This is a genomic window from Pleomorphomonas sp. PLEO, assembly GCF_041320595.1.
Lineage (GTDB): Bacteria > Pseudomonadota > Alphaproteobacteria > Rhizobiales > Pleomorphomonadaceae > Pleomorphomonas.
Window position 1 is genome coordinate 4,644,803 of the sequence record NZ_CP166625.1, and the last position, 16,040, is coordinate 4,660,842.

At 62.3% G+C, this 16,040-nt stretch carries 14 protein-coding genes; 6 read left to right on the plus strand and 8 right to left on the minus strand.

The genetic code is table 11. From position 1 onward, the window contains the following. Positions 1-9 precede the first annotated feature (9 nt). The 8 genes from AB6N07_RS21520 to AB6N07_RS21555 form a co-directional block, all read right to left on the minus strand. A complete protein-coding gene (locus AB6N07_RS21520) occupies positions 10-1,053 on the minus strand; it encodes an ABC transporter ATP-binding protein (RefSeq protein WP_370675099.1) in 1,044 nt (347 codons plus the stop codon). 37 nt (positions 1,054-1,090) lie between these two features. Continuing rightward, positions 1,091-1,909 carry an ABC transporter permease gene (locus AB6N07_RS21525; RefSeq protein ID WP_370675100.1) on the minus strand — a complete coding sequence of 273 codons (819 nt, stop codon included), beginning with the start codon at positions 1,907-1,909 and terminating at the stop codon, positions 1,091-1,093. Next, positions 1,906-2,772: an ABC transporter permease gene (locus tag AB6N07_RS21530; RefSeq protein ID WP_370675101.1), complete on the minus strand. Its 867-nt coding sequence runs from the start codon at positions 2,770-2,772 to the stop codon at positions 1,906-1,908. Before AB6N07_RS21530 ends, AB6N07_RS21525 begins: the two co-directional genes overlap by 4 nt. 8 nt (positions 2,773-2,780) lie before the next feature. Next, positions 2,781-3,917, minus strand: coding sequence for an extracellular solute-binding protein (locus AB6N07_RS21535; protein WP_370675102.1), 1,137 nt, complete (start codon positions 3,915-3,917; stop codon positions 2,781-2,783). A gap of 553 nt (positions 3,918-4,470) precedes the next feature. Then, complete coding sequence (locus AB6N07_RS21540; protein WP_370675103.1) at positions 4,471-5,154, minus strand: glycosyltransferase; 684 nt, start codon at positions 5,152-5,154, stop codon at positions 4,471-4,473. Continuing rightward, on the minus strand, positions 5,151-5,729 hold the full coding sequence (locus AB6N07_RS21545; RefSeq protein WP_370675104.1) for a DedA family protein: 579 nt from the start codon (positions 5,727-5,729) through the stop codon (positions 5,151-5,153). The genes AB6N07_RS21540 and AB6N07_RS21545 overlap by 4 nt, the downstream gene beginning before the upstream one ends. Continuing rightward, positions 5,722-6,864: a ceramide glucosyltransferase gene (locus AB6N07_RS21550; protein ID WP_370675105.1), complete on the minus strand. Its 1,143-nt coding sequence runs from the start codon at positions 6,862-6,864 to the stop codon at positions 5,722-5,724. Before AB6N07_RS21550 ends, AB6N07_RS21545 begins: the two co-directional genes overlap by 8 nt. Continuing rightward, the gene (locus tag AB6N07_RS21555; RefSeq protein WP_370675106.1) at positions 6,861-7,682 is read right to left on the minus strand and encodes a UDP-2,3-diacylglucosamine diphosphatase; all 822 of its coding nucleotides are present in this window, start codon (positions 7,680-7,682) and stop codon (positions 6,861-6,863) included. The genes AB6N07_RS21550 and AB6N07_RS21555 overlap by 4 nt, the downstream gene beginning before the upstream one ends. A 437-nt stretch (positions 7,683-8,119) precedes the next feature. Between AB6N07_RS21555 and AB6N07_RS21560 the strand changes: the two genes are divergently transcribed. The 6 genes from AB6N07_RS21560 (at position 8,120) to AB6N07_RS21585 (ending at position 16,037) form a co-directional block, all read left to right on the plus strand. After that, positions 8,120-10,477, plus strand: a complete 2,358-nt coding sequence (locus tag AB6N07_RS21560; protein WP_370675107.1) for a response regulator transcription factor — start codon at positions 8,120-8,122, stop codon at positions 10,475-10,477. A gap of 203 nt (positions 10,478-10,680) precedes the next feature. Beyond that, positions 10,681-12,243 carry an ABC transporter substrate-binding protein gene (locus AB6N07_RS21565; protein WP_370675108.1) on the plus strand — a complete coding sequence of 521 codons (1,563 nt, stop codon included), beginning with the start codon at positions 10,681-10,683 and terminating at the stop codon, positions 12,241-12,243. Between the two features lie 140 nt (positions 12,244-12,383). After that, positions 12,384-13,409 carry an ABC transporter permease gene (locus AB6N07_RS21570; protein ID WP_370675109.1) on the plus strand — a complete coding sequence of 342 codons (1,026 nt, stop codon included), beginning with the start codon at positions 12,384-12,386 and terminating at the stop codon, positions 13,407-13,409. After that, positions 13,406-14,293: an ABC transporter permease gene (locus AB6N07_RS21575; RefSeq protein ID WP_370675110.1), complete on the plus strand. Its 888-nt coding sequence runs from the start codon at positions 13,406-13,408 to the stop codon at positions 14,291-14,293. The genes AB6N07_RS21570 and AB6N07_RS21575 overlap by 4 nt, the downstream gene beginning before the upstream one ends. Beyond that, positions 14,290-15,135 carry an ABC transporter ATP-binding protein gene (locus tag AB6N07_RS21580; protein WP_370675111.1) on the plus strand — a complete coding sequence of 282 codons (846 nt, stop codon included), beginning with the start codon at positions 14,290-14,292 and terminating at the stop codon, positions 15,133-15,135. Before AB6N07_RS21575 ends, AB6N07_RS21580 begins: the two co-directional genes overlap by 4 nt. Then, positions 15,132-16,037: an ATP-binding cassette domain-containing protein gene (locus AB6N07_RS21585; RefSeq protein WP_370675112.1), complete on the plus strand. Its 906-nt coding sequence runs from the start codon at positions 15,132-15,134 to the stop codon at positions 16,035-16,037. Before AB6N07_RS21580 ends, AB6N07_RS21585 begins: the two co-directional genes overlap by 4 nt. The last annotated feature ends 3 nt before the right edge of the window (positions 16,038-16,040 follow it).

The following is a 16,040-nucleotide window of genomic DNA, read 5'->3' on the forward strand; positions in this document are numbered from 1 at the left end:
CCGTCATCATCAGGCCGGATCGACCCGGTGCACGACGCGATCGTTGCGGAATACGATATGGCGCGACACCGTCGGGCGATAGAAAGAGCCCTCGGTGACGGGAACATCCTTGAGGGTCTGCACCTTCCAGACGGCGCCATCGGCGGCCTCCGCCTCGATCTTCAGAACGGCGCCGTAGTTGACGATGCGACGAACGCGCGCGCCCTCTCCGTCCGGAGACGGCACTAGCGTCACGTCCTCGGGCCGAACGGCGAGGAGAGCCTCTCCGTCTGCGATCGGGGCCTCCAGTCGAACACCGCCGGTCAGCGCCACACCCCCTTCAACGGTCACGGTCATCATGTTCATGTCGCCGATGAAGCCGGCGACAAAGGGCGTCAGGGGATGAGTATAGATTTCGGCCGGCGTCCCCACCTGCTCGATCCGCCCCATGCTCATCACCACGATGCGATCGGCGATCGACAGGGCCTCATCCTGGCCATGCGTCACGAATACGGTGGTGATGCCCAGCTTCTTCTGAATCTGCCTAACTTCCTCGCGCAGGCGATCGCGCAGATGCTGGTCAAGGCTGGCAAAAGGCTCATCCATCAACAGAATCTTCGGCTCAAGCACCAGGCAACGGGCGATGGCCACGCGCTGCCGCTGACCACCGGACAGTTGGGCCGGATGGCGCTTGCCATAATCGGCGAGGCCGACCAGCCTGAGCGCCGCCTCGACCTTGGCAGCGATGTCCGGCTTCTTCAGGCCGCGCAGCTTGAGACCGAAGCCGATATTGCCTTCCACGGTCATGTGCCCCCACAGCGCGTGGCTCTGGAACACCATGGCCGTCGGCCGCTTTTCCGGCGGCGTGCGAGCAACATCGGCACCGTCGATCAGCACTTTGCCGCCGGTCGGCATTTCGAACCCGCCGATGATCCGCAGCAAGGTGGACTTGCCGGAACCAGACGGCCCGAGCAGGCAGACCAGTTCGCCGTCGGCGATGCGGAGGGCGAGTGGCTCCAGCGCCGCCACGGCGCCGAACTGTTTGCTGACGTTTTCAAGCTCGAGCGTTGACATCAGTACCCTATCGTTTGAGCCGGTTAGAGGCGGACAGTCAGCCGCCGAGCCCCTTGGCAAAAGTATCGCCGCCGATGATGCGCCGCGCCATCAGGATGGCAGCCAGCGACGGCACCCAAAGCATGACCGACAGCACCGCGCCATACTGAACGACGAGCTGATTGTTGATCATCTGCATCATCAGGAGTGGCATGGTGCGGATGCGTGGCGCCCCGACCAGCCAGGCACCTTCCGTCTCGTAAAACGTCCAGACGAAGGTCATCAGCAACGCCGCCGCGATGGTCGGAAACGCCTGTGGCAGCGTCACATAGCGGAATACCTGCCAGGCCGAGGCGCCGACATCACGGGCCGCTTCCTCCATCTCGCGGCTTACCGCCTTGAAGGCGGCGGTTGGCAGCCAGATCATGAGAAGGAGCGTATTGAGCAACTGGATGATCACCACACCGGTGAACGTGCCGACGAGATCGAGCGACAGGAACAGCACGGCAATGGAAATGATGAGGGCGAAACGCGGAAAGGCGTTGGCCATCAGGAAGGACAACATGAAGGTCGACTTGCCGGGGAAGTCCATGCGGGCAAAGGCATAGGCGGCCGGCAGGCAGATGACCGCCGACAGCGCCGTCACCGTCAGCGACAGTTCGATCGAGGTGACGAGCGCTGCCCAGACATCCGGTCGCGCCAGAACCAGCGACCAGAAACGGAACCCCCATTTGGTCGGCAGGACCGCCGGGTAGAACCACTGCTCGGCGAAGGCCCACAGAAATACCGTGAGCACCGGCAGCACGATGAAGAAAATCAGAAACAGCAGAATGCCGTAGCCGAAGAAGTCGAAACGCCGGGATGAGTGGAAGATCATTTCCGATCCTCCTTGGGGCGGCGGGCGATGGACCTGACATAGGCGATACCGGCGAGCGAGCAGATCAGGAAAGTGATGGTCGCCTGGGTCGATGCTTGCAACGGATCGCGGACGCTTGAGAAGGTGCGCAACATGAACGGGCCCATCATCTCAGGGTTGGTCGGACCGAGCATGAAGGGCATCAGCGCCTGGCCGAAGATACCGAGGAAATTCAACGCCGAAACGATCAGCAGCGAGTGAGTGATCTCCGGCGTGATGATGCTGACGAGGATGCGAATCCGACCGGCACCGACATCACGCGCCGCCTCGATGGAAGCATCGGAAATATTGGACAGACCCGAGATCAATATCAGCAGCGTCAGCGGCATACCGTCCCAGATCAGACCGATGACCGGTCCCCAGGGCGTCAGGTGCGGTGAGGCGTAGTGATGGAACCCGACAAGGGCCAGCAAGCTCTGGAGCCAACCGTTGGGGCCCATGTAGCGGATCAGCGCGTAGCAAATGATGATGCCCGGCACGAACATCGGAAACAGCGCCAGCGCCTGGATCACCGTGGCGAGTGGCCCTTTGGTGAAACGCATATAGAGGGCGATGGGCAGGTTGACGGCGACGAGCAGGATCAGCGTCACCACCGTCGTCCACAGCGTACGCCCTAGGTTCGTAAGGCTGTAGCTGTCGGTGAAAAAGAAGACATAGCTCTGGAGGCTGAACGTGTAACCGCCGCCGTCCTTGGGACGCACCAGCGTTCCGATGATCGAGAGCGCGGCCGGATAGAACAGGAAAATCGCAATGGCCGTGACGGGGATGGCAATGAATGCCAATCCCCTCCAGCCGTTGCGCAACGACGTCACGGCCGCGCTCATCGGGAACCTCAGCGCTTGATATCGGAGGCGACGTTACGATACCAGGCCTCGAACAGGCTAGGCTCCCAGTTGCTGGGGAAGATCGGGATGGACTTCGGCGCAACCTTGGCGAACTTTTCCTGCAGTTCCTTGGACATGAACTCCCACTTGATGCCGGGAAAACCGCCGAGATCGGTGACGACGTGGTTCTGGACTTCCGGCGAAATCAGGTAGTCGGCCAGCTTCAGCGCCATGTCCTTGTTGGCGGCGACGGACGGCACGATGATGCCCGAGAAACCGCCGGTGAAGGCGAGATCCTGGAGCTGGGCGACCGCCGTGGTGTCGGGAACAACGCCCTGGCTCATCGCCTGCAGCGCCATGTCCGACCAAGCCACCGTCATCGTCACGGCACCCGAGGCCAGAAGCTGGATGGACGCGGTGTTGCCAGACGTATATTCGCCGCCGTTGAACAGCGCCGGCTGGATGTCCTTCAGAAGCGGCCACAGCTTTTCGAACATCGGCTTGGCGTAATCTTCCGTGTAGTTTTCCGGCAAGAACAGTTCCGGCTTCTGACCGGTCACTTCCTGCAATGCGCGTTCAATGAAACAGGCGCCGCTATCGCCGAGATCCGGACGCGAATAGGCGAATTGATTGGGGTTTGCCTTGATCCACGCGACGAGCCCCGCGAAGGTGGTCGGCACATCCTTGACCTTCTCGGCGTTGTACATCAGCACGACCTGCGAGCCGCGATAAGGCAACAGCGCTGGCGACTGGACGACGACCGGGTTCACCTTCTCGTAATTGGCGAGACCCGCCTTGGCGAAGTCCACCCAAAGCCCCGCTGCCAGGGAGCCGGCCGGATAGAAGGGCGCGGCGGCTTCCAGCATGTCGACCTGCGGATCCTTCTTGGCCTGGAAGGCGGCATAGGCGCGATCGGCCAGAGTGTTGATGCCGGAACCGCCACCGCCGGGGACGAGGTTCAGAGTCACGCCAGGGTTGGCGGCCTCAAAGCCGGGCTTCACCACCTGGGTCCAGAAATCGATGACGTTGGTGTCGCTGTTGAAAAAGATATCGAGAACGCCCGGCGCCGCGAAAGCGACACGAGGACCAGCCAGGAGCAAACCGGCGCCCGCGGCGGAATACTTGAGAAAGTCGCGTCTCAGCATGTGAACCTCCACTTCAGGCGATCGCCATTGGCGCCCGCCGTTTGATGACGAGTCTCCGAAAAGACCTGTTCCCACTCCTCAAGCCGGGCTTTCTTTGAGCTTCTGGCGTGCCATGCTCGGCTGATCTTAAATTCTTAGCACGGACTATATCGAAGCTGTCAAGTGTGCTTTCCGAGGGATTGCCACTTTTGGACTCGGCCTTTCGTAGGCATTTCAACGGAAGCCGGCGACGGCTATTTTTCGCAGACCGGCGGATGATCGCACGCCGGAGTCCGGCCCCACATGGGCACTATTGCGTGGCATCACCGTTGATTTTCCAGCTTTGATGCGGCTTTCCCCTTTTTTCGCGAGAGGCGCCAACCTATTATCCTTTCATAGCAGGGTGACAGATCAGTTCGCTGGCAAGCATCAACCAATTTGATCCCTGCTATGGATTAAATTTCGGACACCCAGGAAAAATGCGCGCGAGCCACCGCGAGCGATGGTGCCGCCAACAACGGTCGTCGGCAGGCAAAAGTGATGACGACGACGATCATCTCGCCGGCGCCGCTGGTTATGGCATCGACAGACGGCGCAGCCGGCGGATTTGGCCAATGAAGCCCATGACGCCAATGGTGCGCGCGATGTCGACGAGCATGGCGGCGTCGGCGAGCAGCCCACGCCACAGGCCACGTTTGACGGATTTGGCGGGGCTCGCCACTTCGGGCCAGCGAACGATGGCTATCGGCCGGTCGCTGGCAACAAGCAGTTCATTGAGGAATACCTCGAAACCGAAATGGCGGAGATGACCCAGCGCCTCTAACTGGCCAGCGATCAATGCCATGGGAAAGGCCCGCTCCCCAGAAATGTAGTCGATGCCGATGCACCGCCAAACCCAGGGAGCGTTACCGCGTAGCGACACCGAGGCATAGGCGGCGCCGGCGGCGACGGGAGCGATCAACGAGGCGACGGCCGTCGGTGTCAGGCCAAGGAGATCGGCATCGATCAGGATGACATGGCTCGTACGCACGGTTTCGAGCCCGAGGCGAAGGGCCTCGGTCTTGCCGCGGTTTTCCGGCGCACGCAGCAGTTCAGCGCCATGTCGCAGGGCGACAGCGCCAGTATCGTCAGTCGAACCATCGTCGATGACCACCACTCGATCAAGGTTTGGATGACCGACGACCGCGGCGAGCACGCCGGGCAGACGGCTTGCCTCATTGAAGGCCGGGATCAGGCAGGTGAAGCTTTGGCCGGTCATCTGCTCGCTTTCCGGCGTTGAAGGTAGATGATGGCGACAGCACCAAGAGTGAGGAGGGCCAACAAAATCGCTGCCTCGCCAGAAAGCCAGCTGCCGATGGTTTCATAGGCGTTGCCGAACAGGTAGCCGAGCGCAACAAAGAACAGGCACTTGGGGATGCCGGCCAAGGTGTTGGCGATCAGGAAGGCGGCAAAGGGCATGCGGGCGGCGCCAGCCGCCGTCAGGGCAGCGAAGCCAGCGGCGTGGGTCAGCTTGGCCGCCACCAGGATACGGGTTCCGTGACGCCGGAAACCACGCATCAGGCTGAACATCCGACGTCGCGATAGGCCTAATCGGTCGCGCCAAGTCGGACTAAGGCTGCCAAGCGCCAGACGACCGACGAAATAGAGCATGCAGTCGCCCAGGATGTCGGCGACGATGACGCAAACGATGACCTGCCACAGGCTGAGGATCGACAGGCTGACGAGATAGCCGGCGATGACGGTGACGATCGGCCCCTCGATCACAGCAAGCGGTGTCAGCACCCACAAGCCATAGCTCGACATCATGGAGACCAGCGTGGTGTGGTCAATCATGCTCCACCAGAGCCGGCGTCATCCGCTCGTCGGCACTGAGCGGCGTAATGGCGTTGCCCCGCCATTCGATATCGCGCTTCAGGAAGGTCGCCAGCCACAGAACCGGCAACAACAGATCTCGAAGCGGAAGCGCCAGAATGTCGCGCCAAGCCGCCGGCCAACCGGCCCGCCGCATCAGCACAAGCTCCGCGCCATACCAAATGCCGACGACAGCCGGCAGCAGTGTGGCTGACATGTCGAGCCGCGCAGCGGCAATCGCCGTCAGGACGAACGGTATCAGCGGTCCATTCAGCGGCTCCACGGCAAACAAAAGCGGAAAACCGTCGCGACGCACCCTGCTCCAGCGAAGCTGGCGGCTCCAAACGTCGCGAAACGACCGCCGGCCGATCGGCTGAGCAAAAGGCAACGGCGTCAGGCGGACCTTGAGGCCGGCGCCGCGCACCAGCTTGGTGGCGTTGACGTCCTCGGCGAGATATCGCCCTAGAGCCTCAAGGCCACCGGCTTTCTCCAGCATCTGCCGGTTCCAAAACAGCGTTTTGCCTTGAGCAAAACCGTTGCCGAGACTGTCGGAGGCAAACTGCAGACGCGCTTGATTGCCATTGAGGAAGGCACACTCCAGAGAGCCGGCGAGGCCTTCGGGTCGCTCGCCAACAGGCGGCGAGGAGACGAGACCTGCCTCTTCGTCCCAGGATGTCACGACGGTGCGGAGGTAGTCAGCCGGCAGGCGGAGGTTGCTGTCGGCCATGCACACCCAGTCGGTCTCGGCCGCCTGCCAACCAGGCCAAAGATTGTTGAGCTTGGGATTGCGGGTTATCCGCTGTTCGCCGGTGAAAAGGCGAGCCGGACGGCCCGGATGTTCCGCAATCAACTCGCGAAGCATCGGCACAGCCGGATCGTGGTCTGAGGGAGCACAGAAGATCACTTCGTAATCTGGATAATCTTGCGCAAAGGAACTTGCGAGCGTTTCCCGATCAAAGGCTTCCCGGCCGCAGACCGGGCGCAGCAGCGTCACCCGCGGCAGGCCGAGCGTACCTATCGACGGCGGCCGTCGGCGCAGGCGAACAAGATAGAGACCAACAGACAGCAGATGGGCCGCGAACAAGGCTGCAACGACGACGATCATGGCTTCGGTCATGCGTGGACCACCTGGGTTTCAGGACGTAGGCCGGAGGCGGCAATCTGTTCGGCCCGGCCGTCGACCAAATGCAGGTGACCGCTGTAGTCCTCGGACAGGCAGGTGATGCTTGTAACCCAGTCACCACAGTTGGCATAGACGAGACCATATCGGTTGTGCAGACCGGCCATATGGTAATGGCCGCAAATCACACCATCGGCTTTGCGCTGACGAGCCAGTTCGACCAAACGACGCTCGTGTCCTCGGCCAAGGTGGAGGACGACGTTAACGGCGGCGAACAAGCTGTCCAGCCGGCCGTCCTTTGCCGGACCGCGTCCTCCTGTACCCGGCGCGGCGGCGGCGCAGAGAAGGCGAGCGAGGCTTTCGATATAGGTGCCGATGCGCGTCAAAAGATGACTGCGGACGAACGCCCGATCCTGCTTGTCGCCGTGGACGACCAGATACCGGCGGCTGTCGGCGGCGACGTGCGTGATCTCCTCCACGGGATCGACAGGTAGGCGCCGTCGGAGCGGCGTGTCCGCAGGAGCTGGGTCGTGATTTCCGATGAGATAAATCAGCTTCGCGCCTTCAACCTGCCTCCGGCGCAGGTGAGCGATTACCCCGTCGCAGGCGGTGGCGCGACCGAGCGAGAATGGCACGCCAGCGTCGAGAATATCGCCAACAAGAACGTAGGTATCGGCCCTGTTTTGCTCGAGGAAGCGAAGAACCAGGTCGGCGCGCGCTCCGATGGCGCCGAGATGCAAGTCGGAAAGAAACAGGCTGCGATGGCGGCGGATTGGCTCTCTCCTGGGCGCGGGGTCGGACAAGGCGCTTTCCATCACATCGCTCCTATATCTTCCCATGGGCAGCAGATGGACTGATTACCCGCCAAAGAAACTTTGCAAAATGATGGCGGTTCCATTGGAATGCTCGTTCAGAACCGCCGACCTCCCCCAAAACGCAAGATTATTCTTTAAAATAGACGGAATACATCGATCCCTGTCATATGTTCGTTTCGTCCGCCGGATCGGCTTCGTATGCCGATAGATACTTTTAATGTGGGGCGAATGATGGCAGCTCTGCAATGCCTCCAGAGCGTCGGCAATCTTCCCCTCAAGGCAAACTCTCGCCCTTTGCATTCGAATCCGAGACTGGGAGTGGCGGCTTGGGACGTCCGGCCAACACATCCGGAAAAGTTATCCTCGGCGGGAGGCGATAGCTTGCCTCTTGGCCGGACATGATCTTTCCTGCGCCACGGCAAGATGAGGGTGGCGGCGTGGAAATCTGTGAGATCAGAAGGCGGCGTCTGCTCCGTCTCATTGAGGAGCGCGCCGAGCCAGTCATCCTGATCGAGGCGGTGGCCGGCATGGGCAAGTCAAGACTGCTGGCCGATCTCGCCGCCACAATAAACCGTCCAGTGCGGCGAGGTGGCAAGCCGCCAGAGTCGTCCGAAGGCGTGGGCCTTTGGGACGTACCGACCGATGTCAGCCCTGAGCGCGTGCCGCGTGTAGCCGAGGGCGACAAGTTGGTCCTCGTGAAGCGCCCGGCTACCCACTTGCCCGGCCTTGACCGGCTCATTGCCTTTGGCGTGGTTTATCGGCTGCCCGAAGCGTTCCTCCTCTATGAAATCGAGGAACTCATTGCCGCCTTTGGCGACAGGCGAGGAATGGAGATTGCCCAGGCAACCGGTGGCTGGCCTCTGCTGGTCGATGCGCATGCAACCCGGCCAATCGACCCGACCATCCTGACCCGGTTCATCGCCGAGGAGATCCTGGCCGAACTGCCGGCCGGAACGGTCATCCAACTTGCCATGATGCTTGCCGGCCGCAGGGTGACCGGCGATACGCCACCGCTGCCACTTGCCCGTCTTGATGCGTCCGGCGCCTGGATGATTGGTGGCCATGATATTGCCGGCCCGTTGGCCGATGCATTGGCCGCCGAGCAAAGCCGCCGTATCGGCGACCCTGACCTGCGCCCTGCCATAGCGGCGGCAAGCGCCGAGCTGGGGTTCGTCACAGAGACGATCCTGGACATGCAGAGGGCTGGCGAGTTCGAAGCTGCCGAGCGCCTGCTGGAGGCCGAACACGGCTGGTATTTCCTCTACTTCCACGGAGCCATTGCTTTCGACGCCGTTCTCGCCGGTTTTCCCGAGGAGGCCAGCCGTCAAAGCGATACCGTGGCGCTCTGCCGGGCGCTACAGGCCTTGAAACACGGTGAGGTCTCGCTTTCCCGTCGCCTGTTGACCGACCGTTTCGGTGCAGAGACAGTCGATCCAGCCCACGTGCTTGCCGGCCGTCGGCACTACTCGGTGGACTTTCGCAGCTTCCGTCTGGTGATGCTGATCTATGAGGACATCCCGCTCACCGACCAGCTTCTGCAGCACGCCTTCGCCATTCTTGCCGATCTGCCGATCGAGGCGCATTTGCTGAGGGGCAGCATCTACAACGCCATCCTGGAATTCTACCTCCGCTCACGCCGGTTCGCCGAGGCCGATGACGTCGCCGAAAGAGCGCTGCGCCATTACCGCGCCGCCGGCGCCAGCCTGCTTGCCTTCTATATCTCGCTGCATCTGGCCATCATGCGTCTGATGGCCGGCGATGCGGCTTCCGCCGGTGAACGGGCGAACGAGGCCGAACGCGACATTGCCAGCCTCGGTTTTGACAGTCCACAGGACGGGCTTCTCCTCAAGCTGCTGAAAGGCTGCGTCGCCTACGAGGAGGGCAACGACGAGGCGCTGATCCTGTTTCTCAACCGGGACCTCGAGCTGTTCTCACATGGCGAGATCTGGCCGACGCTCGTCGAGTTCGCACTGCAGTATGGCAGTCAGGCTCTGTCGCGGCGCTACTCGACCATTGCCGCCCGCTCTTTCCTGGACCGCTGGCGCGTCTACCAGGTTCAGAACCGGCAGTTCCAGATGATGATCGACAGCCGCGAAGTGACGGTGATGCAAAACGGCAACCGCTGGCGCGAAGCGGCCGATCGCCTCGCCCAGTTGCCGACCCAGGTAACGCAGGCGGTTGCCTCGAACGCCCGCCAACTCGCCCGCCTCAGCAACCGCGACGAAATTGCCATCGCACTTTGCTGGCTGCGGCACACGGTGTTCGAGACGCCGACCCGACCCGATCTCATCGAATGCCTCGCCGCCATAGAAGCCAATCTGGCGCTGACGGCGCGCCAGAGGATCGGCGTGCAGATCTGGAGCGCTTATGTTCTCAAGCGGCAGCGTGACCTCACTCGCGCCCGCGCCCAGTTGCAGGCCACCTTTGAAATGGCGGCGCGCAACGGCTGCGTCGGGTCATTATCGGAAGAACAGGTGTTCCTCGCCGATCTCCTGGCCAACCGGCGCATCGCCGATTTTCTGTCGGCGCTGAGCGAGGCGCGTCAGGTTCTGCGCCGCCTTCGAGACTTCGGTCTTGGCAACTCCGGTATCGGCTCGCGCAACGGGTTGTCGCGCCAGGAGGCCAAGGTGCTGATGATGGTCACCGAAGGGGCCTCAAATAAATTCGCCGCCAAGATGCTGCAGATCTCCGAGGCGACGGTGAAATTCCACCTCGGCAATGTCTACCGCAAGCTCGGGTGTCGCCGACGCAAGGAAGCCATCGCCGCCGCTCGGGCGCTCGGACTCGTCGGTTGAAAGAGCATTGCCGCTCAAGACCTATACCTTTTTACGCAAAACCTATCCGTTTGGTCGCTTGAGAACCATTCGCGGCTTCCGCAACATCGACCCCAAGTTCAAGAGACGGAAATCGTCCGAAACGACCGCGATCAAGAGCGGGCCAAGTTGCCCGATCCGGCAAAACAGCGGCGGCTTAAAATCAACAAGAGGGGTCCTAATCCATGAACCGCAAGTCACGCTTCCTTTTCACGGTCTTCGCCGCGGTCACGGCTTCGGGCCTGGCCGCGGCTGCCCAGGCCAAGACCGTCGTCACCATGAACACCGTACAGATCTTCGGCACCATCGATCCGGCCAAGATTTCCGACTACACCGATTACATGGCGGCGGTGAACCTCTACGACGGCCTCGTCAACGTCGACCCCGCCGGTAATCTCGTCCCTGAACTCGCTGAGAGCTGGACGGTGTCACCCGACACCAAGGAAGTCACCTTCAAGCTCCGCGCCGACGCCAAGTTTTCAGACGGCACATCGGTCACCGCCGCCGATGTCGTCTATTCCGTCGAGCGCCTGCTGAAAATCAATCAGGGTCCGGCCAATCTGTTTGCCGATGTTCTAAAGCCCGGCTCGGTGACCGCCATCGACGAGCATACGGTAAAGTTCACGCTGTCGAAGACCTTCGCGCCGTTCCTGTCGACGGTGCCGGCGATCATGGTGCTGAACTCCAAGGTGGTCGAGGCGAACGTCGGAAGCGATGACGGCCAGACCTATCTTGCCACCCATGTCGCCGGTGCCGGCGCCTACACGCTGACCAGCTGGGACCGCGGCTCGCAGATGACCATCGACCGTAACCCGGCCTACTATAAGGGTTTCGGGGCCGGCCCCATCGACGAGGTGCGCTGGATCGTCACCAATGACGAAGCCACCGTGCGCTCGCTTGCTGCGTCGGGCGAACTGACGATGAGTTCGCAATACCAGTCGCCTGAGACCTACAAGGCGCTCGAAGCCATGGGGCGCTTCAAAATCGTCGCCGAGGACACACCGACCGGATTCTACCTCAAGCTCAATACCAAGGTGGCGCCGACCGACGACATCCATATCCGCAAGGCCATCGCGCTTGCCACGGACTATGCCACCGTCCGCGAGGTGATCCTGCCGGGCGGCGAACTCAACGGCCCGCTGCCCAAGAACTTCGCAGATTTCTACGCCGCCGATCTGCCGGCTCCGAAATATGACATCGAAGCCGCCAAGGCGGAGATCGCCAAGTCGAAATACGCCGGCCAGAAGATCCCGATCGTCCTCGGCTATGTCGCCGGCACCAAGTTCGAGGAAGAGATCAGCCTGCTGATGCAGGCCAATCTCGAACAGCTCGGCTTCGTCGTCACCCAGCAGGCCGATCCTTGGAACCGCATTACCGAGATCGCCAGCAAGGTCGAGACCAGCCCGGCGGTCAACCAGATCTTCTTCTCGCCGACCTACCCCTCGCCGGACTCGATGTTCTTCACGCAGTATCATTCCAAGGCCGCCGGCACCTGGGCGTCCATGGAGTGGTTGCAGGATCCCGAGGTGGACAAGCTGATCGACGACGCGCGTGCCACCACCGACAAGGCGGAGCAGGCGACGCTCTACAAGACACTTCAGCACAAGATCGTCGATCTGCAGGCCGACGTTTTCCTGCAGACCCAGACCGTTCAGCACGCCATGGACAAATGCCTCGACGGCTTCAAGGCCGTGCCGATGCAGTCCTTCGATTATGACTTCACCAAGTATCACTGGACCTGCCAGTAGGCGGTCCCGAAAACGCAGGCGAGCGCTTTACGCCCGCCTCGTGAATTCACGGGAGACCCCCTGCTCCCGTGACTGCCGGACCGGCGCGCTGACCGAGTGACGCGCCGGTCCAATCTTCCCAAGGCCATGGAGATCGCTCCTTGGAATTCCTTCGCTTTCTCCTGCGGCGTGTCCTCTGGTCGTTGCTGGTTCTGGTCGGGCTATCGATGGTGATCTTCATCATCGCCCGTGCCGTTCCCGGTGACCCGGCCCGCATGGCGCTCGGACCGACGGCCACGCAGGAACAGGTCGCCGACCTCCAGAAGAAACTCGGCCTCGACCGGCCGATCGTTCAGCAATACGGCTTGTTCATCGCCGGCCTCGCTCACGGCGACCTCGGCCGCTCGCTGCTGACCGAGAGGCCGGTCAACGACGATATCCGGGACACCTTCGCGGCGACACTCGAACTGGTGTTGGCCACGATCTTCATCGCCGTGGTGTTCGGCGTGCCGCTCGGCGTGGTGGCCGCCTACTGGAAGGATCGCTGGCCGGACAACGTGGTGCGAATCGTCGCCATCTTCTCGGCGGTGACCCCAAGCTTCTTCCTGGCCCTCTTGCTGCAGATCCTCGCCGGCTACGTGCTGCACATCCTGCCGACGACCGGCCGCCTGCCGCCCAATTTCGATTTCGCTCCCACCCACACCGGGCTTGTGCTGATCGACTCGCTGATCGCCCTACGCCCCGACGCCTTTCTCGAAGGTCTGCGGTATCTGCTGCTACCGGCTATTGCGCTTGCCGCAGCCACCATGGGCCAGATGGCGCGCATCACCCGGTCCTCGATGATCGACGTCTCAAGTCAGGACTACATCGAGGCGAGCCGCGCTTTCGGCGTGCCCGAGTGGGTCCGCGTTTGCAAGTACATGCTGCGTCCGAGCTTCGTACCGCCACTCACCATCCTCGGCCTCGAGTTCGCGTCGCTGATCGGCAACGCCTTCGTCGTTGAGCTGGTGTTCGCCTGGCCGGGTATGGCTGCCTACGGTATCCGCACCATCCTTCAAAAGGACCTCAATGCCGTGATGGGCGTGGTGATGGTCTCCGGTGTGTTCTTCGTTCTGGTCAATCTCGTCATCGACCTTCTGGTCGGCCTCGTCGATCCGCGCGTGCGCATCCGGGGGAGCCGCCAATGAGCGACGAGCTTGCCCTTGCCGAAGATGCGCCGCGCCTCTCCAGCGCCTACCAGAGCTGGTATCGCTTCTCGCGCAATCCCACGGCGATGATCGGCCTCATCATCGTGGCCGTCTGCGTCCTCGCCGCCATTCTCGCGCCGTGGATCACGCCGCATCCCGATCACGTTGGCGCCGTCGTCAATTTCCGCGCCCGTCATCTGCCGCCATCGACGGACTACTGGTTCGGCACAGACAATGTCGGCCGCGACATCTTCACCCGCGTCATCTTCGGCTTCCGCATCTCGTTGATGCTGGCCGTGGTGGTTCTCGGAACCGCCATCCCGATCGGAACGATCCTCGGCTTGATGGCCGGCTACTTCGGTGGCTGGGTCGAGATCGTGATCATGCGCTTCACCGACATCGCCCTCGCCATCCCACCGCTGGTCATGGCGCTGGCGGTGGCAGCGGTGCTGTCGCCCGACCTCATCAACTCGATGCTGGCCATCGCCGCCCTGTGGTGGACCTGGCACACCCGCCTCATCTACTCGATCACCCGTCAGCTCAGGACGCGGGAATTCGTCGAGGCGGCGGAAACGCTTGGCGCCAGCAAGTTCCACATCCTCTTTCGAGAAATCCTGCCCAACTGCGTTTCGGCCCTCGCCGTGAAGACGTCGCTCGACTGCGGCTTCGTCATCCTGGTCGGTGCGTCGCTGTCCTTCCTGGGTCTCGGCATCCAGCCGCCGACGCCCGACCTCGGCACCATGGTGGCATCCGGTTCGGCCTTCCTGCCCGACTACTGGTGGGAATCGGTCCTGCCCGGATCAGCCATTCTGTTCATTGCCCTCGGCTTCAACCTGCTCGGCGACGGGCTGCGCGACCTCTACGACGTGGAGAACGTCCGATGAGCGAGGCCCTGCTCTCCGTCCGCAATCTCTCCGTCGAATTCACGACATACGGCCGCACGCAGCCAGTGCTACATGGGGTCAACCTCGACGTTCCCGCCAGAAGCCATGTCGCGCTGGTCGGCGAGAGCGGTTCCGGCAAGACGGTGACCATGAAGTCGATCATGGGCCTTCTGCACATGCCGCCGGCCGCCATAAGCTCCGGCGCCATCCTCTACGACGGCCGTGATCTCCTGACGATGCCTCGGCGCGAGCGCCTGAAGCTTACGGGCACCGACATGTCCATGGTGTTCCAGGATCCGATGAGTTCGCTCAATCCGGTTTTCACCATCGCCGATCAGATGACGACGATCCTGAAATATGCCGATCGTCGCCTTGGGCGTTCGCGATCGCGAAGCCAGCGCATGCAGCGCGTCCTCGAAGTGCTGGCCCAGGTCAGAATGCGCGAACCCGAGCGGGTGGCTCGTTCCTACCCGATCATGTTGTCGGGCGGCATGCGCCAGCGGGTGCTGATCGCCATGGCCCTCCTGTCGGAACCGCGCCTGCTGATCGCCGACGAGCCGGGTACGGCGCTGGACGTCACTACCCAGGCCCAGATCCTCAAGCTGCTCAAGGATCTCGTCGAGGAGCGGGGACTGGCGTTGCTGATGATCACTCACAATCTCGGCGTGGTGCGCGAGACTTCCGACTACGTCTACGTCATGCACAAGGGTGTGGTGGTGGAGGAAGCGCCGACGGCTCAATTGTTCGCAGCCCCCAAGGTCGCCTACACGCGGGCGCTGATCGACGCGGTGCCTCGCCTCACCGGTGTCCGGCCTGCCGAACGGACGGAGGCGACGCCATGAACACGCGGCAGAACTCGCTCCTCGAAGTCGTCGACCTCGTCAAGACTTTCCCGGTCACCAACGCCTTCGGCGGTCGCGCCGGCGAGGTGACGGCGGTCGATCATGTGTCCTTCACCATTCGGCGCGGCGGCGTCTACGGCCTTGCCGGCGAAAGTGGCTCCGGAAAATCGACCATTGCCCGCATGATCATGGGACTGCTGGAACCGACGGGCGGCGACATCCTGCTGTCTGGCGAAAACATCACTGGCAAGCTCGGCACCCGCGCCCATTCGCGCCAGGTGCAGATGGTGTTCCAGAATCCTGGTTCGTCGCTCAATCCCCGACGGACCATTGGCCAATCGATCGCCGTGCCGCTCGAAGCACACGGCCACCCACGCGCCGACCGGCGACGGCGAATCTCCGAACTCCTTGAGATGGTGCAACTGCCGGCCAGCTTCGCCGATCGCTATCCGCACGAGCTTTCCGGCGGCCAGAAGCAGCGCGTCGCCATCGCCCGGGCGCTTGCCGTAGCGCCACAGCTGGTCGTCCTCGACGAGCCGACGTCGGCGCTCGACGTATCGGTGCAGGCCAAGGTGATCGAGCTACTCACCGAACTCGGGCAACAACTCGACCTCACCTACCTCTTCATCTCCCACGACCTCAGCCTGATGCGCAATTTCGCCGACGAGGTCGGCGTGCTCTACCGCGGTCGCATCGTCGAGCGCGGGCGTACGGCAAAGGTGTTCGAACATCCCGAGCACGATTACACGCGCCTGCTGATCGCCTCGGTGCCAGTGATCTCGGCCGAAGAGGAGGCGATGAGGCCGGTCATTCCATTGATCGACGGAGAGATTCCGACGGCGGAAAAACTGCTCGCCCTCCGGGAGAGCCAAAAAGCAACCGAAGTTCCCAAGAGGACCTGACAG